22 protein-coding genes and 1 pseudogene are annotated in these 20,363 nt (G+C 42.4%); 6 read left to right on the top strand and 17 right to left on the bottom strand.

From position 1 onward, the window contains the following. Positions 1–22: 22 nt before the first annotated feature. The gene (locus NPA43_RS06055; RefSeq protein WP_099727497.1) at positions 23–976 is read right to left on the bottom strand and encodes a ring-cleaving dioxygenase; all 954 of its coding nucleotides are present in this window, start codon (positions 974–976) and stop codon (positions 23–25) included. A gap of 329 nt (positions 977–1,305) precedes the next feature. Here NPA43_RS06055 and NPA43_RS06050 point away from each other — a divergent pair, with 329 nt between their 5' ends. Then, complete coding sequence (locus NPA43_RS06050; RefSeq protein WP_230031121.1) at positions 1,306–2,631, top strand: APC family permease; 1,326 nt, start codon at positions 1,306–1,308, stop codon at positions 2,629–2,631. 12 nt (positions 2,632–2,643) lie between these two features. On the opposite strand, the gene NPA43_RS06045 is transcribed toward NPA43_RS06050, so the two are convergent. The 16 genes and pseudogenes from NPA43_RS06045 to ggt form a co-directional block, all read right to left on the bottom strand. Continuing rightward, entirely contained in the window at positions 2,644–2,973 is a 330-nt protein-coding gene (locus NPA43_RS06045; RefSeq protein ID WP_230031120.1) for a bh protein, read from the bottom strand. Between the two features lie 63 nt (positions 2,974–3,036). After that, on the bottom strand, positions 3,037–3,993 hold the full coding sequence (locus tag NPA43_RS06040) for a sugar-binding transcriptional regulator (RefSeq protein WP_099727500.1): 957 nt from the start codon (positions 3,991–3,993) through the stop codon (positions 3,037–3,039). 93 nt (positions 3,994–4,086) lie between these two features. Continuing rightward, complete coding sequence (locus NPA43_RS06035; RefSeq protein ID WP_349631383.1) at positions 4,087–4,872, bottom strand: SDR family NAD(P)-dependent oxidoreductase; 786 nt, start codon at positions 4,870–4,872, stop codon at positions 4,087–4,089. Continuing rightward, a complete protein-coding gene (locus NPA43_RS06030; RefSeq protein WP_230031118.1) occupies positions 4,850–5,551 on the bottom strand; it encodes an SDR family NAD(P)-dependent oxidoreductase in 702 nt (233 codons plus the stop codon). Before NPA43_RS06030 ends, NPA43_RS06035 begins: the two co-directional genes overlap by 23 nt. Before the next feature lie 25 nt (positions 5,552–5,576). Further along, complete coding sequence (lpdA, locus tag NPA43_RS06025) at positions 5,577–6,959, bottom strand: dihydrolipoyl dehydrogenase (RefSeq protein WP_256499491.1); 1,383 nt, start codon at positions 6,957–6,959, stop codon at positions 5,577–5,579. A 12-nt stretch (positions 6,960–6,971) separates the two neighbouring features. Beyond that, positions 6,972–8,294, bottom strand: a complete 1,323-nt coding sequence (locus tag NPA43_RS06020) for a dihydrolipoamide acetyltransferase family protein (protein WP_256499490.1) — start codon at positions 8,292–8,294, stop codon at positions 6,972–6,974. A 17-nt stretch (positions 8,295–8,311) separates the two neighbouring features. Continuing rightward, on the bottom strand, positions 8,312–9,292 hold the full coding sequence (locus NPA43_RS06015) for an alpha-ketoacid dehydrogenase subunit beta (protein WP_099727521.1): 981 nt from the start codon (positions 9,290–9,292) through the stop codon (positions 8,312–8,314). A 31-nt stretch (positions 9,293–9,323) separates the two neighbouring features. Next, positions 9,324–10,307, bottom strand: coding sequence for a pyruvate dehydrogenase (acetyl-transferring) E1 component subunit alpha (gene pdhA, locus NPA43_RS06010; protein WP_099727505.1), 984 nt, complete (start codon positions 10,305–10,307; stop codon positions 9,324–9,326). Positions 10,308–10,489: 182 nt separating this feature from the next. Next, positions 10,490–11,521, bottom strand: coding sequence for an alcohol dehydrogenase catalytic domain-containing protein (locus NPA43_RS06005; protein ID WP_099727506.1), 1,032 nt, complete (start codon positions 11,519–11,521; stop codon positions 10,490–10,492). Beyond that, positions 11,518–11,964, bottom strand: a complete 447-nt coding sequence (locus tag NPA43_RS06000; protein ID WP_099727507.1) for a hypothetical protein — start codon at positions 11,962–11,964, stop codon at positions 11,518–11,520. Before NPA43_RS06000 ends, NPA43_RS06005 begins: the two co-directional genes overlap by 4 nt. A gap of 58 nt (positions 11,965–12,022) precedes the next feature. Further along, positions 12,023–12,301, bottom strand: coding sequence for a PTS sugar transporter subunit IIB (locus NPA43_RS05995; RefSeq protein WP_003212259.1), 279 nt, complete (start codon positions 12,299–12,301; stop codon positions 12,023–12,025). Positions 12,302–12,320: 19 nt separating this feature from the next. Next, positions 12,321–13,694 (bottom strand): PTS galactitol transporter subunit IIC, encoded by a 1,374-nt coding sequence (locus NPA43_RS05990; RefSeq protein WP_099727508.1) that lies wholly within the window; start codon positions 13,692–13,694, stop codon positions 12,321–12,323. A 54-nt stretch (positions 13,695–13,748) separates the two neighbouring features. After that, entirely contained in the window at positions 13,749–14,216 is a 468-nt protein-coding gene (locus tag NPA43_RS05985) for a PTS sugar transporter subunit IIA (protein ID WP_099727509.1), read from the bottom strand. A gap of 13 nt (positions 14,217–14,229) precedes the next feature. Continuing rightward, a complete protein-coding gene (locus NPA43_RS19220; RefSeq protein ID WP_371930226.1) occupies positions 14,230–14,598 on the bottom strand; it encodes a P-loop NTPase family protein in 369 nt (122 codons plus the stop codon). Positions 14,599–14,642: 44 nt separating this feature from the next. Next, a pseudogene (locus NPA43_RS19215) lies at positions 14,643–14,795 on the bottom strand (sulfate transporter subunit); the annotation flags it as partial. Positions 14,796–15,052: 257 nt separating this feature from the next. Further along, positions 15,053–16,807, bottom strand: coding sequence for a gamma-glutamyltransferase (gene ggt / locus NPA43_RS05975; protein ID WP_099727510.1), 1,755 nt, complete (start codon positions 16,805–16,807; stop codon positions 15,053–15,055). A gap of 227 nt (positions 16,808–17,034) precedes the next feature. On the opposite strand from ggt, the gene NPA43_RS05970 reads away from it, so the two are divergent. The 5 genes from NPA43_RS05970 to NPA43_RS05950 all read left to right on the top strand — a co-directional run bounded on the left by NPA43_RS05970 (position 17,035) and on the right by NPA43_RS05950 (position 20,353). Beyond that, positions 17,035–17,493, top strand: coding sequence for an ASCH domain-containing protein (locus tag NPA43_RS05970; protein WP_099727522.1), 459 nt, complete (start codon positions 17,035–17,037; stop codon positions 17,491–17,493). Between the two features lie 206 nt (positions 17,494–17,699). Beyond that, positions 17,700–18,317 carry a DUF47 domain-containing protein gene (locus tag NPA43_RS05965; protein ID WP_099680243.1) on the top strand — a complete coding sequence of 206 codons (618 nt, stop codon included), beginning with the start codon at positions 17,700–17,702 and terminating at the stop codon, positions 18,315–18,317. Positions 18,318–18,332: 15 nt separating this feature from the next. Further along, positions 18,333–19,331 (top strand): inorganic phosphate transporter, encoded by a 999-nt coding sequence (locus NPA43_RS05960; RefSeq protein ID WP_099727511.1) that lies wholly within the window; start codon positions 18,333–18,335, stop codon positions 19,329–19,331. A gap of 106 nt (positions 19,332–19,437) precedes the next feature. After that, the gene (locus NPA43_RS05955) at positions 19,438–20,208 is read left to right on the top strand and encodes a type II toxin-antitoxin system SpoIISA family toxin (protein ID WP_099727512.1); all 771 of its coding nucleotides are present in this window, start codon (positions 19,438–19,440) and stop codon (positions 20,206–20,208) included. Next, on the top strand, positions 20,177–20,353 hold the full coding sequence (locus NPA43_RS05950; RefSeq protein ID WP_078061713.1) for a type II toxin-antitoxin system SpoIISB family antitoxin: 177 nt from the start codon (positions 20,177–20,179) through the stop codon (positions 20,351–20,353). The genes NPA43_RS05955 and NPA43_RS05950 overlap by 32 nt, the downstream gene beginning before the upstream one ends. Positions 20,354–20,363 lie beyond the last annotated feature (10 nt).

The following is a 20,363-nucleotide window of genomic DNA, read 5'->3' as shown; positions in this document are numbered from 1 at the left end:
ATTAATTTGAGCTGCTTTTTGATCATGACTGGATTGGGGTTAATCGTTGTTCAATTTCTGCTCGTTTGTGCTCTAGAAATGGCGGAAGTGCTAGCTGATCACCAAGCTCATCCACTCCTTCATCTACTGTAAACCCAGGGCCATCTGTTGAAATTTCAAACAAAATACCATTTGGCTCTCTAAAGTAAAGTGCTTTGAAGTAGAAGCGTTCCACAACACCAGAGTTCGTGAAGCCTGCTTTTGATATTTTGTCATGCCATTTTTCCAGCTCCTCTGCATCCTCCGCGCGAAAGGCTACGTGATGCACACTTCCTCTGCCGGAACGCTCAGAAGGTCCTTCAGTTTTTTCGATCACATGAATTTCTGTTCCAGCACCGCCATTTCCTGACTCAAAAATGGTCACGATCTCACCGTCATTTGATTGTTCACGTGCCCTTTCAGTGAAACCAAGGATATCCGTTAAGACGCTGATCGTTTTTTCTGCTTTTGCAACTGTTAATTCTACAGGACCTAAACCTCTAATCGCAAAATCTGCAGGAATATCGTCATGTACTGGCGGTGAACCTGCCTCATGTCCATTCGGTTCTACTGTCAAAAATAGTTGCTGCCCTTCTGGATCTGTAAATCGCAAGGCAGGTCTGCCGCCTCTTAAGGAAGCTGTTTCTTGCTGCACGCCTTTTTCTTCAAACCGCTTTTCCCAAAATGAAAGTGCTTCTTCAGAAGAAACGAGAAGGCCTGTGCGTGTGATGGCATTTGTTCCTTCCAAACGTCTGGCCAGCATTGGAATTTCAAAGAATGTGAGCTCCGTTCCTGGTGAGGCGACCTCATCTCCATAAAACAAGTGATACATAGAAGGGTCATCCTGATTGACTGTTTTCTTCACAAGTTTCAAGCCAAGGATTCGGCGGTAGAAATCAACATTTTTCTGAGCATTGGCTGTTAGTGCAGATACGTGGTGAATCCCATTTATTTTCATTAGTTTCACTCCTATTTCAAAATATCTCGAATTCAAGATAATATCCTTATGAATAAAATAGGTCATTTTTCAAGAAAAGTCAACCGTTTGGCTGCACGTTTACTGGATGTTCGGTTTTCGCCCTTTAAATTAACATTAAAACGAAAATAATCTTATATTGTTCGTTTTTAACACAACATTCACCCTAATATCTCCAATAAATAAACACTTTTAGAGACAAATACGAAAATCAGAAAATTTTTTTAATTCTTGTTTTCCTAAAATCGTATTACAATGAACAAAATACATGTCACAGTAACGTACGAAAGTGATGCAGGAGGTCGTGTGTAATGAACAAAGAACAACCAGCGTTAAAACAAGACATCGGCTTATTTTTTGCCCTATCTCTTGTCATCGGGACCATTATCGGGTCAGGCGTCTTTATGAAGCCAGGCAACGTCCTTTCCTATTCAGGAAGCTCCGACATCGCATTATTTGCTTGGCTGTTAGGCGGGATATTAACCCTTGCAGGCGGACTGACTGTCGCCGAAATTGGTACACAAATCCCGCGAACCGGCGGTTTGTATGCTTATCTTGAAGAAGTGTACGGTGAATTTTGGGGCTACTTATGCGGCTGGGTGCAAATTATCATTTACGGACCTGCCATTATTGGTGCTCTTGGTCTTTATTTTGGTTCATTATTAGCCAATTTATTTTCTCTTTCTTCTTTATGGTCTACAGCCATTGGCATTATTACGGTTCTATTTTTATGTGTCATCAACATAATGGGAACGAAATACGGTGGGTTTGTACAAGGGCTAACCACGATCGGAAAGCTTGTCCCGATTGCCGCTATTATTGTGTTTGGCTTATGGAAAGGAAATGAAAACATCTTCACGGCTGTCAACGACAGTATCGCTCAGATGAACTTCGGTGCAGCGGTTTTGGCTACGTTGTTTGCCTATGATGGCTGGATTTTGCTTGCAGCGCTTGGCGGTGAAATGAAAAACCCAGAGAAACTGCTTCCTCGAGCGATGGCAGGCGGGATTTTAATTGTCACAGCCTGTTATCTCTTTATTAATGTGGCACTTTTGCACGTATTACCAGCTAATGAAATCGTTCAGCTGGGTGAAAATGCGACAAGTACTGCTGCTACGATGCTCTTTGGTCCAATTGGCGGTAAAATCATTAGCATTGGGATCATCATTAGTATCTTTGGCTGTTTGAACGGAAAGGTTCTTTCATTCCCTCGTGTGATTTTTGCGATGGCAGAACGAAAACAAATCCCTTTCGCCAAAGCCATTTCACGTATACATCCTACCTTCCAAACACCTTGGGTCGCTGTATTTGTGCAAATTTTGATCGCCATTGTATTTATGATCGTCAGTAATCCTGAGAAGCTGTCAGAGGTTTCGATTTTCATGATTTATATCTTTTATGTGATGGCCTTTTTCGCTGTATTTAAGCTAAGAAAACAAAACAGCGGAATGAAGCGCGCTTATAGCGTACCACTTTATCCGCTGACACCGATCATTGCGATTATTGGCTCTTTATTCGTCTTAATCAGCACGATGATCACGGATTGGAAAAGCTGCCTTTTCTCCATGCTGATCGGATTGGCTGGACTGCCTATTTATTATTATATGAAAAAGACAAAAAATAAAGCAGAGCGCTAAATAGCCTCTGCTTTATTTTTTATATTGCTTGATCACTTTGTATGATTCGTTTAAATATCTCATGAGCCGGTATGGCTTACTTAGAACGCGAATTGGGAGCCTTGAGATAAAGCCATTCAGATTCGCCTTATATTCCTGCGTCACCCGCTTCGGCTTTGTGGCAATTTTTTCGTAAACTTCTTTGTAAAATTCCTTCATGATGTCGACTTTCACACTGATCTTCTGATGACACTCTGTACACTCTACGCTTTTCATCTGATCATTCACATAAACGATGCTGTGGAGGGTCTCTTCTTGGCACCGAGTACAATGTAGGTTTGCTTCCATTTCGGTTTGCTTCAAGATACACAGCTCCTTTCTCGTTTGATGTTGCTCTTTTTATACAATACGATCACTGCCAGCCGTTTATTGGACTGATGCTTCCTTTAAAATGGCTGCCGCAGTCTGTTCGTCTGTCACCAGCACTTGGATGAAGCCGCCATTTAAAGCCCCTAAAATACTTTCAGCTTTATGGGTTCCTTCCACTACAGCAATGACTTTTTCGACGCTCTTTAATTGTTCTAACGATAATCCAATGACTTTCTGGTTCAGTTCATCTTGGACAGGTTTACCTTCACCATCAAAGAAGCGAAAACCAATATCACCGACAGCTCCTGATTGTCTTAAACCAGATAAATCCTCTTCTTTTAAATAACCGACTGTTTTTAAAGTAGAGCCTTTATGCGGGTTACCAATACCGATGAGGGCAATATCCACGTTTCGGCCTTCTTCAAGCACAGCTTCTATATCCTGCATTGCCATGAGCCGCTCTTTTAATTCTTCTGTTTCTAAAATCGCCGGGGCATATAAATAGGAACACGTGCCATTCATTTTCTTTGCCAGCTCATATGCCAGCTGATTGGCATGAATGTCGACTGCCTGCCTGCCCATCCCGCCCTCTAAAGGGATGACTTTGACTTCGTTTCTTCGTTCAAACGGATATTCTTTCACAAGCTCAGCAAGCGTGGTCCCCCAAGAAATGCCGATTTTCTCAGCATCTTTCATGTTTTTAGAAAGATAATAGGCTCCTGCCTGACCGACTGCCCGCTTGACCATCTCAGGCATTGTCCCGACACTTGGGACAACGACAGCATCTGTTAATTGAAAGGTCGTTTCTAGCTGCTTTTCCAGTTCCACTGTATGAATGCTTTCGTCTTTAATGTACACTTCAACGATTCCCGCATCTTTTGCTTTTTGTAGAAGTTTTGAAATGACTGGCCTTGAGACATTTAGCTTTTTTGCAATTTCCTGCTGCGTCCACCCGTCTGTATAATAAAGATGAGCAACCTTGACGAGCTGTCGTCTTTCTTCCCAATTCAGCATGTGACATCATCCTTTTAATATACTATGATTCCCAGTATACCAAACATTCGTTTCTAATTGGAACAATTGTTATGAAAATGACAAAAAGAGCGATCAACTCTCCGCTCTTTTTCCCTCGGTATATTTCGGCTGATACGTTCTCCCGCCATCTAACAGGATAATCTGTCCGTGCAAATAGCTTCCCTCGTCACTTGCGAGAAATAAAGTGAGTCCTGCGATATCCTCAGGTTTTCCTAATCTCCCGACAGGAATGAGCGATTGGAGCTGCCTTTTCTCCTCCTCAGTAGGATAAAGGGTATCAAGCATTTGAGATTCAATGACGCGGGGTGCAATCACATTAATGCGCACATGATGTGTGCCTAATTCCTTTACGAGCGAACGCATCAGGCCAAAAGCACCTGCTTTGGACGCGTAGTACTGAATACCGCCGCCAGATCCTGTCATCGCAGATCCTGATCCAATAATGACCATACTGCCTTCTTGCCGCTCACATAAATAGGGTGCCGAGGCTTTAATGCAATAAAAAAGACCATATAAATTTACAGCCAGCGTCTTTTTCCAAAGCGAAAAATCAACTTCTAAAAAAGGAAGTGATTTCGTCATCCCTGCTGAATACACAAGATGATCAATGCCGCCTAGCTCCCTTGCAGCTGCTGACATCATCTGCTGAACACTTTCCCACGATGAAACGTCAGCTTGAAGCGTCAGCAGCTGAGGATGCTGTTTTTTGAAGAATGAAAGTCGCTGTTCATCTATATCTGACACAGCAACACGATGCCCTTCTTTTAAAAAACGCTCGGCAATTTCTTTCCCGATCCCTTGGGCTCCACCAACGATAAGAACTGCTTTTTGATGATTAGCCAGCGCTCTCACCTCCATCAAGCATAATCGCTGCTCCATCTGTAAATGCCCCATACGAGGTACTTAAGAACACCGTCATATGAGCCACAGTCTCCTTGATTTGCTCTGTGTCAGGAAGCAAATGGAGAGGAGGCGGCAATAGTGCCAGCACCCGGATGCCTTTGTCTTTAAATTCTCGCGCTAAACCTTTTGTCATGGCATTCAGCACACTATTCGATGTAGCATGTGACATCCCGCCATCACCTGTTATACTGCCTGATGACGATATATTAATGATACAGCCTTGCTTATGGTCAACCATGTGCCATACAGCGGCTTGACTGGAAAGAAAAGCTGTATTTACGGTCGATTCCACTTCATCCACCCATCTATCAGGACTTACGCCGGCAAGCTCCGCGCCCGCTTTTTGCTGTGCTTGATTGACCAAAATATCAAGCTTGCCGCATGTATCAATTACTTGCCTCATCATGTTCGTCGCATCACGCGGTGTCTCAAGTGGATTCATGATGATACTGGCTTTACCGCCTATTTTTTGAATCTCTTTACTAATGGTTTTTGCCTTTGATTCATCATGAAAAGTGTGTATAAAAACATGTGCACCTGCCCGGGCTAAAGCCAGGCAGATGGCTTCTCCAAATCCATCTGTGCTATCTGTTACAAGTGCCGCTTTCTGATGAAGCTGGGCGTGCACATGCATCTCCTCCCTATCACTTGTTTGGCATTTATTTTCTCAGCTTGCTCACGATATGAAGGGCTGCTTCATAAAAGCCTTCTGAGATGGTTGGATGCGGATGAATCATTTTAGCCATCTCTTCTGCTGTCCCTTCTAAATACATAAATGAGGAAGCTTCTGAAATCATCTCTGTTACGTGCGGACCAACCATAGTGGCGCCAATGACTTCCCCATATGCTGTATCGTACACCAGTTTAATAAAGCCTGTTTGAACACCTGCCGCCAATGCTTTTCCGCTTGCGGCTAAATCGAATCGTTCTGCCCGCACGTTAAGCCCTTTGGCTTTCGCCTCTTTCTCTGTAAGCCCAACACTCGCCACCTCTGGTAATGTATAAATACACCTAGGTACGATGTCAGCATTCATTTTTTCAGGCTCGCCGCATACATTGCTGACCGCAACGGCTGCCTCTGCCATCGCCGCATGAGCTAGCTGATAGCCGCCGGCAACATCGCCAACCGCATATACACCTTCAGCACTTGTCTGCATCTGACCGTTTACTTTGATAAAAGGACCATCCAACTGAAGATCAAGCTGGCTTACAGCTGATATATTAGGTCTTCTCCCTACACAAACGAGCAGTCTTTCAGCCGTAAAGATGTGAGTCTCTCCTTTATCATCTGCTGCATGAATCGCTTTGACTCCTTCGCTTTCTGTCACCTCTGCCACAGTGGTTTTCTTTGCGATATGAATCCCTTTTTTCTTCAATTCTCTTTCTAGCAGTTTAGATGCTTCTTCATCCTCTTGCGGAATAATGGACGGAGCCGCTTCAATAATCGTGACTTTTGATTGTAGACTCTGGAAGATGCATGCGAGCTCAAGACCAATGACACCTCCGCCAATAATGACGACAGAAGCAGGAATATCCGGGATGTCAAAGATCGTATCACTTGTATCAAATTGAATCTCTTTGAGCCCCGGAATTGGCGGTATGGCAGGTGAAGATCCGGTCGCAATAATGAGCTCTTTCGTTTCAATTGATTCTGATCCGTCTTGTTTTTCAATCTCAATCCGATGCTTTGTAACAGCTGTGCCTCTGCCGTTATATACATCAATCTTTCCTTTCTTTAATAAAAAGGCGATTCCGCCTCTGAGCTTTTCAATGACATCATCTTTACGCTTTCTCATTTTATCGAAGGAAAGGACCAAGTCTCCTGTTTCGATTCCCCAGCTTTTCGCCTTCTCAATTGATTCAATGACTTCTGCATGTTTGAGAAGTGTCTTTGAAGGGATACAGCCTCGATTTAAACAAGTACCACCTAGAAAATCCTCTTCAATTAAAGCGACCTTTCGTCCGCGCTCCGCTGCTTGAAGGGCAGCAGTATACCCGCCAGGCCCTCCGCCAATGACTGTTAGATCATACGTTTTCGTCATCCGATTCATCTCCTACATTAGCAATTCAAATGGTTGTTCAAGCACTTTTTTGAGATCTGTTAAAAAGGCAGCCGCTGGTGTACCATCTACCACTCGGTGATCAAACGATAAACTGACTCCCATCATTGACCGCACCTGAATTTCTCCGTCTATGACAACAGGTTTTTCTTGAATGCGTCCAACACCTAAGATCGCCACTTCTGGCTGATTAATAATCGGGGTAAAGGTATCAATGGCATACATGCCTAAGTTACTAATGGTAAATGTCGACCCTTTCAGCTGATCTGGCAGCAGTTTTTGATCACGTGCGTTTCGGCCAATTTCTTTTGCCTCTTTTGTCAGCTGTTTTAATCCTTTTTGATTCGAATGAGAAATGACTGGAACCATTAAGCCGTCTTTCACAGCAACAGCTAGACCAATGTGCACATCCTCATGGAAATGGAGCTCATTTTGTTCAAACGTCATATTGATTTGCGGGTGGCGCGTAAGGACATTGCTGACTGCATGAATGATGATTTCAGTAAACGACAATCTGTAGCCTGTCTCTTTTTCAATCGCCGGCAATAGCTGCTTGCGCACTTCTTTCGCTTTTGTCATATCGATTTCACTTGTTAATGTAACGTGCGGTGCTGTAAAGGCACTTTGTGACATGCGATCAGCGATCACTTTTCTCATGCCAGCTAGTTTTTGTGTTTTCACTGGAGCAGAGTCTGCATTTTGTACAGCTGCTGCTTTCACATCACTCTTCATGATTTTTCCGTGAGCGCCAGATCCAGCAATTGCCGCTAAATCGATTCCTTCACGAGCAGCCACTTTTCCTGCAAGCGGTGACACACGCTGATCTTTCTCATCAGTATGGACGACTGCTTCGACATCCCGCTTTTGAATTCTCCCTTTTGGTCCTGTGCCAGATACCTCGTGAATCGGCACATGGTGATCTTTCGCCGTTTTTCTCGCCGCAGGCGTGGCACGGACTTTTTCAGCAGAGATCTTTTCGGCTTCAGTAGAACCGGATGAAGCAGATTCTACTGATGATTCGCCGCTGCCCGAGGATTCTTCATCTGCTTGTGCAGGCGGCTCGCTTGGCACCTGTTCATTTGCTTCTCCGATATAGCCAATGACAGCATTAACAGGAATTTGATCATCGGCTTCATAGTATTTCTTCAGAAAAATGCCATCATCATAGGCTTCCACCTCGATATTGATCTTGTCTGTCATAATTTCAAAAAGAGGCTCACCGATTTCAACCGAATCTCCTTCTTCTTTCAACCATTGAAGCAAGGTGCCGATCTCCATCGTACTGCTTAGCTTCGGCATAAATATCTCTTTTGGCATGATCTTCTCCCCTTTATTTAAGAGCGCACAAGCTCTTTTGCTGCTTCAATAATATCTGGCACTTGTGGAATGACCGCTTTTTCAAGCGTTGGGTTATAAGGTATTGGTACCGCAAGACCGCCAAGTCGTTTAATAGGAGCATCTAGGTAGTCGAAGGCTTCACTTTCCGCTATCATACTCGCAATCTCTCCGCCGTATCCGCCTCGTTTCACCGCCTCATGAACAACGATACATTTACCCGTTTTCTTCACAGATTCGATAATGGTTTCTTCATCTAAAGGTACGAGTGTTCTTGGATCAATGATTTCAACATCGATTCCTTCTGCTTCTAATTCCTTCGCCGCTTCTAATGCTTTATGCACCATAATAGCTGTTGCTACAATCGTGACGTCCTTCCCGCTTTTTTTCACATCCGCTTTCCCTAAAGGAATCGAATACTGCTCTTCTGGCACTTCACCGATTGTTTTATATAAAAGCTTATGCTCGTAGAAAATAACAGGATTGTCATCATCCATTGCTGCCTTTAAAAGTCCCTTTGCATCATAAGCCGTTGAAGGCTGGACCACCTTTAATCCCGGGATATGAGCCATCCACGCTTCTAAACTTTGTGAGTGCTGAGCCGCAGCACCTGTTCCAGAGCCTGCTGGTGTTCTCACAACAAGCGGCACCTTTCCTTTTCCGCCAAACATGTAGCGTGTTTTGGCCGCTTGGTTGACAAGCTGATCCATAGCGATGGTGATAAAGTCAGAGAATTGAAGTTCTAAGATCGGACGCATGCCTGTCAAAGCAGCCCCGACTGCGCCCCCTGCGATGGCAGCCTCTGAAATTGGCGTATTGCGTACGCGCTCTGGACCGAATTCTTCAATCATGCCGCGCGTAACCCCAAAAGCGCCTCCATATACGCCGATATCCTCACCTAAAATGAAGACATCTTGGTTTTCTCTCATTTCCTGACTCATAGCCTCTCGAACGGCTTCTAAATATGAAATCTCTCTCACTGTTGTTTTTGTCACGTGATTCCCCTCCTAATTAGGCGTATACATCCTCTAATAGTGTGTCAATTGACGGTTCTTTACTGTTTTTAGCAAATTCAACAGATGCTTCGATCTCCTTCTTCGCTTCTTCCTGTAAGTTTGCTGCCTGCTCCTCTGTCAAAACATTTAGATCAATTAAGAGTGACTTAAAGCGTTTGATTCCGTCTTTTTGTCTCCATTCCGTTTCTTCTTCACGTGTACGGTATTTTTTCGCATCACTCTTTGAGTGGCCCTTCCAGCGATACGTTTTCATTTCAATGAGTGATGGACCTTCTCCAGCTCTTGCACGGCTCACCGCTTCATCTACTGTGTTCATGATTTCGACCATGTCATTTCCATCGACGGTTTTTCCTGGCATCCCGTAGCTCTTTGCTCTTGTTGAAATGTCTTCAATGTTGATCATTTCTTTCACAGGTCCAGACATGCCGTATTGGTTGTTTTCACAAATAAACACAACAGGTAAATCCCAAATAGATGCAAGGTTTAACGCTTCATGGAAGCTGCCTTCATTTGTCGCACCATCTCCGAAGAAACAAAGGACAACATAGCCTTCCTGCTTCATTTTAGATGTCAGCGCTGCGCCTGTTGCAAGCGGGATACCGCCGCCAACGATGCCATTTGCTCCAAGATTCCCTTTTTCTAAGTCGGCAATATGCATCGAGCCGCCTTTTCCTTTGCAATAGCCGGTTTCACGTCCAAACAGTTCAGCCATCATTTTATTGACCTCTGCACCTTTTGCAATACAATGTCCATGTCCACGGTGTGTGCTGACGATCTTATCTTCATCTTTTAACACGGCAATAGAGCCAACAGCTGACGCTTCCTGTCCAACACATAAATGAGTCGTTCCATGAATGAGTCCTTTTGCAAAGAATTGATCGACCTTTTCATCAAAATATCGGACTAACCACATTTGTTTATATAAATCTGCTAATTTCTCATGACTAATCTGTTCAGGCAAAGTGATTTGTTTTTGCATTTCTTCTCTCCCCTTTACATTTGTTCTTATGTGTTACATTTGTAATTATCATACGTTTAAGTGTCATTGAAGTCAAGCATTTCCGTTTCATTTTTAAGCGTTTTCATTTTTTATCAGAAAAAAAGAGAAAGGCAAAGCCCTTTTCCAAAGAACTTCTCTTTCTCTTTCAATCTCATACGTTCTCATTCATCTGGATACATCATGATTTTGACGCTCTCACCTTCAGGGTGCCTCGCGCATTCTATCGCCTGAAGCAGCTGACTTAAAGGATAGCGATGCGTCACCATCTTCTCTGTGTGAACCACCTTCGCCTTCAGAAGCTGAAGCGCTTCATCATAATGATACGGATGCGAAGAATAGGCCCCCACTACCTTGACTTCATCATGGAAAAATCGCTCAGCCGGAATGGAGACATCTCCTTTAGGAAAGTGCGCAAATACCAAAATCGTCCCGCCTCTAGCTACAGCTTGAAACGCCTCTTTTAAAAGCGCACTGCTCCCAACAGAAATGATGACGAGATCTGCCCCTTTTCCATCTGTTTCTTTCATGACCCGTTTTTCCACTGGCTCAGATGCTGGATGAAAAGCGACGTCTGCACCTAAATTTCTCGCTTGAAGCAACCGGTTCTCATTCACATCCGTTATCATCACTTTCTCAGCTAAATAATATTTGGTGAGCTGTAATTGAATGCAGCCAATTTGACCCGCTCCAAGGATCAGTACAGAATCTCCAGGATGAACAGGCGCTCGTTCAAACCCATGCAGGCAGCAGGCAACTGGTTCGACCATGGCTCCTTGCTCATATGAGACGCCATGCGGGAGCTTGCCCATTGTGTGCTTTACATGTAAAGCAGGAACACGGATATATTCTGAAAAACCGCCTGGCTCTACATTTGTAGCTGAAAACTGGGCACACATTGTATAAAATCCTCTTTGACAAAAGTCACAGGTGAAACAAGGGACATGATGTGCCACGTACACCCTGTCTCCCGTATGGACATTTGTCACGTGACTGCCCGTTTCGACAATATCACCAGCAATTTCATGTCCTAGCACCGTCCCAGGAGGTACCGTCTCATGTGTTGCTTTGTAAATATCCGTCCCGCATAAGCCGCAGGCACGCATCCTTAAAAGAACTTCATCATCACCAATCGCAGGCCGCTCCCTCTCCTCATAACGAATGTCCTCTGAAGAATAAAAGACAGCTGATTTCATGTAGCTGCATCCTCCTTTTCATCACACTTCGCAAGACCGTGTAAAGTTTGAACAAGCTGCTTGTATTCACTTATCTCACTTGATATCCAGTAACGTCCTCCGAATATTCGCGCCTGCCCCACTCTGACATATACTTTCCCGATATGGGGATATGGCTTTAAAAACAGTTTTCCTTTGATATCGGAAACAGCATATGTGTGCCATCTGCCAAAAGCACCTATCTTCAGCTCATCTCCACTAATGATGACGTTCGTCGGCTGATTCAGTCCCGTGATGCTAGAAAGCATCAGAATAGGTAGCGTATAAACACCTAACACAGCTAACGGTTCAGGTCCTGCCGACATTAAGGTATAAAGAGACCAGAGAAAAAACAGACAGATGAGCAGGGCCGGAAGAAAAATAGAAAACACCGCAGACGTTCGGCTATAAGCATGCTGCTGCATAAGACTCCCTCCTTTCAGGTGACATGGAAGGAGCTACAAAAGCTCCTCCATGCAAAGTTTACTTAATATGATCAATGATTTTCTCAATATCATCTTCAATGCCAAATCCGGTTAAAAAAGATAATGTTTGAATCACAGGAGTTCCTTTTGTATCACTTACAGGCGTTGTCGTTACAATTAAATCGGCGCCCTCCGCTTTTTGCGGTACTTCAGATGCCTTACACTGTTCAACCACGACATCGTATCCTTTTTCCTTTAGCGTCTCTTCTACCTTTTTTGCAACAACCGTTGATGTTGCAACTGCTGTTCCGCACGATACCAATATTTTCTTTGCCATAAGAATCCCTCCAGCTTGTTTATTGGTCTTTCTGATCTAAGCCCATTTCTTTTGCATACTGCTTTTTAATATCATTTCGCACCCAGTACCATAGAAGCGCATAAGCCAGTGCACACACAATCGCTGCAATAAAGTAAGGGTTGCTCGGATCAAGAAGTCTCACCATGATCCAAGGAATGACGTGAGAACCTAAATCAATACCTGAAATCATGTTTGCCCCTTCTGGGAAATCAAAGCCTACTGCTTTACCCATTGTTGTCGCAAGTGGTGCGAGATTCGTTGCGATGAAGAAGACAATCATTAATGTAAAAATACTGTTAATGAGGCCGCGAATAATATTTCCACGAGCGGCTGCTACTGCCCATACAACCGTAAATGGCAGAACCGATAAATCCGCAAATGGCAGCATGCCATTGTAAGGAAGAACAACAGCGAGCAAAATCGTAATCGGCACCATCAAAAGGGCTACGGCCATATTCGCCGGATGACCGATCACAATCGCTGTATCTAAGCCAATATAGACATTTTTTCCAGGGAAACGCTTTTGAATATAAGAACGAGCGCCCTCAGAGATTGGAATAAGTCCTTCCATTAACAAGGCAACCATTCTTGGCATTAACACAAGAACTGCTGCCATTTGAATACCAAGAGTCATGACGCCTTTCGCATCATAGCCGCCAAGAAGACCAATAATGATACCAAGTATGAGACCCATCACAAGCGGCTCGCCAAAAATGCCAAAACGTTTCTTCAATGTTTCTGGATCAGCATGAATTTTGTTTAAACCAGGGATTTTATCAATGACGCGGTTTGACGCATACATAAGCGGCGCGAAGTTGACCGTTTCAGCATGAGCCATCGATACGCCTTTTAATCCGAAATGGTGTTCAATTGTTGGCGCCGTCCAATCGGCTAATTTAAGCGTAATTGCAGAGACGATCAAGCCAACGGCAAGGGCCAAGAACATATTATGATAAGCGTAGTAAGTAACAGAGGCTGCGAAAATCAAATGCCAGAAATTCCAAATATCCACATTCAGTGTTTTCGTAAAATTAACGGACAACAAGATGACATTTAACAAAAGCACAAGAGGAATCATCAAAGGGGCAACAGGTGTACCAAATGAAATGGCAGCTCCAATCGGCCAGCCGACATCCAAAATATCGAGCTTTAATCCAAGGGAATTGACCATGGCTTTTGCTGCTGGTCCAAGACCGCTCACGAGCAAATTAATGACAAGGTTGACACCGACAAATCCAATTCCGATTGTGATACCGGCTCGGAAAGATTTCTTAAAGCCTTGCCTTAAAATCATACCGAAAATCGTCATAATAATCGGGAGCATAATAGTTGGCCCAAGGTCTAATATAAAATCGACGGCTTGCTTGATCATACATCCACCTCCTGAATTTTTCAGATAAAGCGCTTACATTTTTTTCGCGAAAGACTATTGGTTTAATTCTTGTTGAAGGACATCAACAGCTTCTTCATTCGATGTCATGAGAGATAGTTTATTCATCACTTCTTCTTTTCTAAAAAGCGCCATGAGCTTTTCTAACATCACAAGCTGCTTACTAGGTTCAGAGATTGCAAGGACGAATACAATTTTGGCTTGCACTGTTTCATCACGGCTTCCCATCTTATGAAAAATGACAGGTTCCTTTAAAGTCGCTACACTGATCGCCGGTTTGTTCACATGTTCAGGATCTGTATGCGGAATAGCCACTCCAAAGGTCGCAAGAGGCAAGCCTGTAGGATATGTTTTTTCTCTTTCAAGCACTGCTGGTAGAAAGCTCGATTTAATATAACCCCCAGCTTCTAACCGTTCTGCTAAATATGCGGTCACCTCCTCTCTCGAAGATGCATCGTACTGCAGCTCAATTAGTTCCTTATCTAATTCAAACAAGTTATTCAAACAATCACCTCTTTCATTTGATATAAATATGAACAAATGTAACAAAAAGAAAGAACATTTTGGAATAGAATCTTTTATAAAGCGATCTCAACCACTTGTTTTTAAAAATGTTCATCTTTGTTACCTTTGTAAAGATATTATAATATTCGAAATTATAAGTCAATGTTCCTAGGGAAATTTTTATAAAAAAAGATGCAGCGAGTGCTGCATCCCAGATTGTTGACAGCAAGTGCGTGTGTGCCAGCGCTACACGCTGCTTTTGTCCGCCTGACAGCTGCTCTGAATAGCGGTGCTCATTCTGCGTTAACTGAACGACCTCTAATAGCTCATGCACCCGCTCTTTGATGTCTTTTTTGGGCAGCCTTTCTCCTCTTGGTTTCATCTTAAGACCATACGCAACATTATCATCATATTTCGAAAAAGAGCATATTGCTGGAACACAAAACCGATCTGTGCTTTCGCACTACTTAACAGCTCAATCTTCCCCTTTTCATTTGAGGCTTCATTCGCATTTGAACATGGAGTACTCGTGATGATTAATAAGGTGGTCACGATCGAGACCCATTTCCACTTTTTCATGTTATCCCGCTCCCCTGTTATCACATAATGTTGACACCACCCTTGCCTTTTCTACGCAAAAAAGACCCTTAGCATTTGAAATACATCACAGTCCTGTACTTCAAATGCCAAGAGCCTTCGGTTGTCCGATCAGCTATGTATGATTGATGTTAGTCTATATATTCAAACTATTCACAGGAGTCAACAGTGTCTTTTTCTTTTTGTTTAGACAGAAAAGAAACGCCATCTTCAAGAGACGCTTCTTTTCCCGGGAAATGTTATTGATTTGCAGATAGCTTTAAATTGACACCAACAGCGGTTCCATTTCTGGTTGAATCAGCTACTCCAGTAAATGTCCCTGCTTTTCGATCAATTAGTAGAGCTTGCACGTTTCCTATATCAATAGGCGAACTGCCAAAACGGTGTCCAATATCGTTTAACTTTGTCCTCACATCGAGAGGGACACCTACTTCATAGCGGTAAGAAGTTAAACTGTTTGTATAAATCCTTGGTTCTTCCACCGCATCCTGAAGCTCCATATCATATTCAAGCAAATTCAGGATCGTCTGTGAAACAGAAGCAATAATCGTTGTTCCTCCAGGTGATCCAACGGTCATGACAGGCTCTCCATCTTTAAATATAATCGTTGGCGTCATACTTGATAATGGACGTTTATTTGGCTGCACTTCATTGGCGCCGCCAGGCCTTGCATCAAAATCCGTGAGTTCATTATTTAAGAAAAAACCATACTCCGGGACAAGGATCCCTGTACCAAATAACTGTTCAATGGTTGTTGTAAAAGACACAACATTTCCCCACTGATCTGCAACAGTAAAATGGGTGGTTTCACCAATGGTTTTATCTTCTGGCTGCGGGACAATTGGAGATGGATTTTTTTCATCCTCATACACCCACGGATCTCCTTCTGTCGGGTTTTGAATCATTTGATCTAATTGAATAAGAGAGGCTCTTTCTGAAATGTAATCATCGTCTAATAGTCCTTTTAGTGGAACATCTACGAATTCGGGGTCGCCGGCATATGCGGCTCGGTCAGCATAGGAGAGATGCATTGTTTCAGCAAGCAGCTGATATTTTTCGAACGATTTGGGGTCATATTGAGATAGGTTAAAGTGGTCAAGTATTTTTAGGATTTGTAGCATAAACACCCCGCCCGAGCTTGGCGGAGGCATACTTGCAAGCTGGTACCCTTTATAGTCTCCCCAGATTGGCTTGTCAGTCTTGACTTCATAATGATCAATGTCATCTGTTGTCATCGTACCACCAAAATCTTGGACCGTATTTGCGAGTGCCTTTGCTACTTTACCTTCATAAAACGCCTTGCTTCCTTTTTTCGCAATCAGTTTAAATGTTTTTGCAAGACCTGGCTGAACAAGCAGATCTCCTTCTTTGAGCGGCTGGTCATCTGGAAGAAAGATTGACGCTGCAGCCGTTTTTTTCAATTTCCCTTGATGATCATCAATGGCTTTTGCAAGGACCGAATCAATTTCAAATCCATCCTCTGCCAGCTGAATAGAAGGTTTAATCAATTCCTTCATAGAACGAGTCCCCCACTTATCTAATGCCGCCTCAAGACCTTTTACTGTCCCGGGAACACCAACTGCATTACCATGTGTGGATCGCTCAGCGAATGGGATGACTTTTCCCTCATCAGTTAAAAACATGTCAGGTGTTGCGCCCTGTGGTGCCCGCTCTCTACTATTGATGATGGATGTTTCTTTTGTCTTTCCATCATAAACCATCATAAATCCTCCGCCGCCAATTCCCGACATCATCGGCTCTGTCACATTCAGTGCGTACTGGATGGCAACAGCAGCATCAACTGCGTTTCCACCTTTTTTCAATACATCAGCACCAACTTTTGATGCGAGCGGATGAGCTGTAGCCACCATGCCATCTTTGCCAACAGCTACTTTATTCCCATGAGTTTCGTTTGCAGTGACTTGGCTGACAGGAAGAAAAAACGAGAAAACAAACAGACATATGGACAAAACAGTTAGAGAAATGCGTTTCATAAACAACACCCCTTCCATATTCTTACTTTGACATTACCTACTTCTTGACCAGAATACAATAGATTATTCTAAAATTTCAAAAATTTTCATTCTATACTCCTACATAATTCAAATAAAACACGCTTTTTCAAAACATATGACATGCACAAAAAGTAGGGATAAAGACATAATGTTTTCACGTATTTGCTTTAACGGTATAATAAACACATGACAAAGGGGGAAAAATGGTGAACCACAAAAGCAACATTTTTTGGGAAACGTATTGGGAAGATAAATCAGAAAAAGCACCAGCTAACACGTTTGTTTCAGCTTGGGCATTTGGTGCAGATCCAGATCACTTACTTGACCTTGTACAGCAAGGGAAAAAAACAGCCACTTGTTCTGGACATATTTTTTATGAAAAGGAACAGGAGCCGCTTCCGAAGGCTGGGCAATATGCGATCATTTTGGACAGCCAGGATGAACCTAAAGCCATCATCGAGATTATGCATGTAGATGTGATGCCAATGAATGAAGTCCCTGAATCATTTGCACAAGCAGAAGGTGAAGGCGATCTATCATATGACTATTGGTATAGAGTCCATAAAGAATTCTTCACAGAAGCACTCAAGCCATACGGATTAGACTTTAAAGAAGACATGCTTCTTGTTTGTGAACGTTTTAAACTGATTCATTCAGCTTCTTAACCTTTAAGCGGCGCCAAAAACGGGCCGCTTTTTCCGTTTCTTTTTCCCTTTCTGAAAAAGGTGTGTTGAGATTTCATCTTTAGGTCAGAATAAGATCAAATAGAAAAACTGAAGAAATTTTCGACTACACCTGTTTTTTTTCGACAAAAGAATATATAATTATTTGATGTGTGCATTGTCTCATTTATACAATGGAGGGTTTTTACATGTTAAAAAGGAAAAAAGACAAGTTTTCCGTCTTGTTAACGGAAATTGCTAAAAATTTAGATGAAACTGCTGAGTATTTTGTTAGCTATAAAGTAACAAATCAAACCACTCTGAAAGAATTTTCTGACACATTGAAGGAATATGAGACAAAAGGTGATCATCATGTTCATACCATGATTAAAGAGCTGAACAAAGCCTTTATTACACCGATTGAGCGTGAAGACATTCTTCAATTGACGAATAGCCTCGACGATGTTTTAGATGGAATTGAGCATTTTTCAGCGACAATGGAAATTTATTCAATGACAAGCTCAGACGAACATATCGACAAATTCAGTCACTACATCAGAGAATGTGCGAAAGAAATTTTAATCACGATTGATTTACTGGCTGAAAATCGCTTGAAAGATATTCAACCGCACGCAATCAAGATCAAAGAGATTGAGCATAATTGTGACAATCTTTATCGAAAATCACTAAAGAATTTGTTTGGAAAAGAAACAGATCCAATTAAGGTGATACAATACAAAGAAATTTACGAAACACTTGAAGAAATTGCTGATTCCTGTCAAAGTGTTGCCAACAATCTAGAAACAATCATTATGAAGAATGCGTAACGGGGTTAGTTAAACATGGACATATTACTCATCCTTACCATATTCATTGTCATTTGTGCACTTGCTTTTGATTTCATTAACGGATTCCACGATACAGCAAATGCCATTGCTACTTCAGTTTCAACAAAAGCGTTAAAACCAAGACATGCTATTATTATGGCAGCGTTCATGAACTTCTTAGGAGCAATGACATTTACAGGTGTGGCAAAATCCATTACAAAAGACATCGCAGATCCATTTACACTTCAAAACGGTTCTGTTGTCATTTTAGCTGCTTTAATTGCGGCCATCACTTGGAACTTGCTTACTTGGTATTACGGGATTCCGAGTAGTTCTTCACATGCACTGATTGGATCAATTGCAGGGGCTGTTATCGCCTCTGCCGGTTTTGGCGCTTTAAACTATTCGGGATTCATTAAAATCATTCAAGCACTTTTGCTTTCACCTATCCTAGCTTTCGTATTGGGATATATCGTGTATACCATTATTAAATTTATATTCAGAGACAACAATCTAGCAAAAACAAATAAACAATTCCGACGTGTTCAGATTTTAACTGCTGCACTTCAATCGTATACCCATGGAACGAACGATGCGCAAAAAGCGATGGGAATTATTACGATGGCTTTAATTGCAGGTAATCTTCATACAACTGATGACATTCCATTCTGGGTACAATTCTCTTGTGCACTTGCAATGGGACTTGGTACTTCTGTTGGCGGCTGGAAGATTATTAAAACAGTCGGTGGTAAAATCATGAAAATCCGTCCAGTAAACGGAGTATCTGCCGATTTAACTGGTGCAGCCATTATTTTCGGTGCAACGTTTATCCACTTACCTGTTAGTACCACACACGTTATTTCATCTTCTATTCTAGGCGTAGGTTCTGCGCACAGAGTCAAAGGTGTGAACTGGGGTACGGCAAAACGTATGCTTGTCACTTGGGTCATCACATTACCGATTTCAGGGACTCTAGGTGCTCTCATATACTTTGTGTTAAACGCAATTCTCTAATCATGCAAACTGCCTGTTCTTGCAGGCAGTTTTTTTCATGAAGAAGGTTTTCCAATCATACCCATAGAAGTAAATAAGTATTCAATTGTCTATGGGAGAGAACGACATGCTATTATTTTTTCAATTGACCGTATGGTTATTGCTAGGTGCCCTTGCTGTGTATGTATTTGCTGTATGGCGCTTTGAACAAAAAGTAAAAGAAAAAATGTTTGCCATTCGCAAAACGTGGTATTGGATTTATGTAGCTGGTGCTGTTGTTTATTGGACAAATGACCCCTCTTCAATCTTCACCGATTGGATGCACTACTTAATCATTGCTGTTTTTTTCGCATTAACCGATGCTTTCATTTTTCTCAGCTCCTATATTAAAAAGCTTGGGAATCATGAGCTGGAAACCGACACCCATCAACTCCTTGAACAAAACAACGATCTACTTCATTCTTACCTCAATAAACTAAAAACGTACCAATACCTATTGAAAAACGAACCGATCCATGTATATTATGGAAGTATAGAGGCATATATAGAGGGAATTGAACGGCTGATTTATTCTTTTGCAGAAAAAATGAATATTCAAGCGGTTCTGTGTCCGTATGATACACAGGAACAAAAAGATGACCTGCTGCGAACACTAGACCAGCGAGCTCTCATTCAGGCAAAGCTTGACAGGCAGGAAGTATATTACGATGATTTCGGCAAATTGGTGCTCATTCCGTTTTCGGTAGCAGATGCACACTTTGTCATAAAGCTGACCTCTGATGAGATTGTCACTGAGTTTGACTATTTATTAATGACTTCACTTACAACAATTTATGACCTAATCTTGCCTGACGAAGAGGAAGGTGATGAAGATGGACCACGCACTTCAAGGGGATAACAACAATCGCAAGAAAAACCCTTTTAAGATTTTAAAGAAGAAACGCCATATTAGTATGGCCGATTACAAAGTAAGCCCCCATACAGAGCGTATTTTCAAAAAGAATGAACAGCTTCTGGATGAGTATAAAAATAAAAAAGCTTGATCACACTAAA

It is taken from the genome of Bacillus pumilus, assembly GCF_024498355.1.
Taxonomy (GTDB): domain Bacteria; phylum Bacillota; class Bacilli; order Bacillales; family Bacillaceae; genus Bacillus; species Bacillus pumilus_P.
This window is presented reverse-complemented; position numbering and strand designations above follow the sequence as displayed.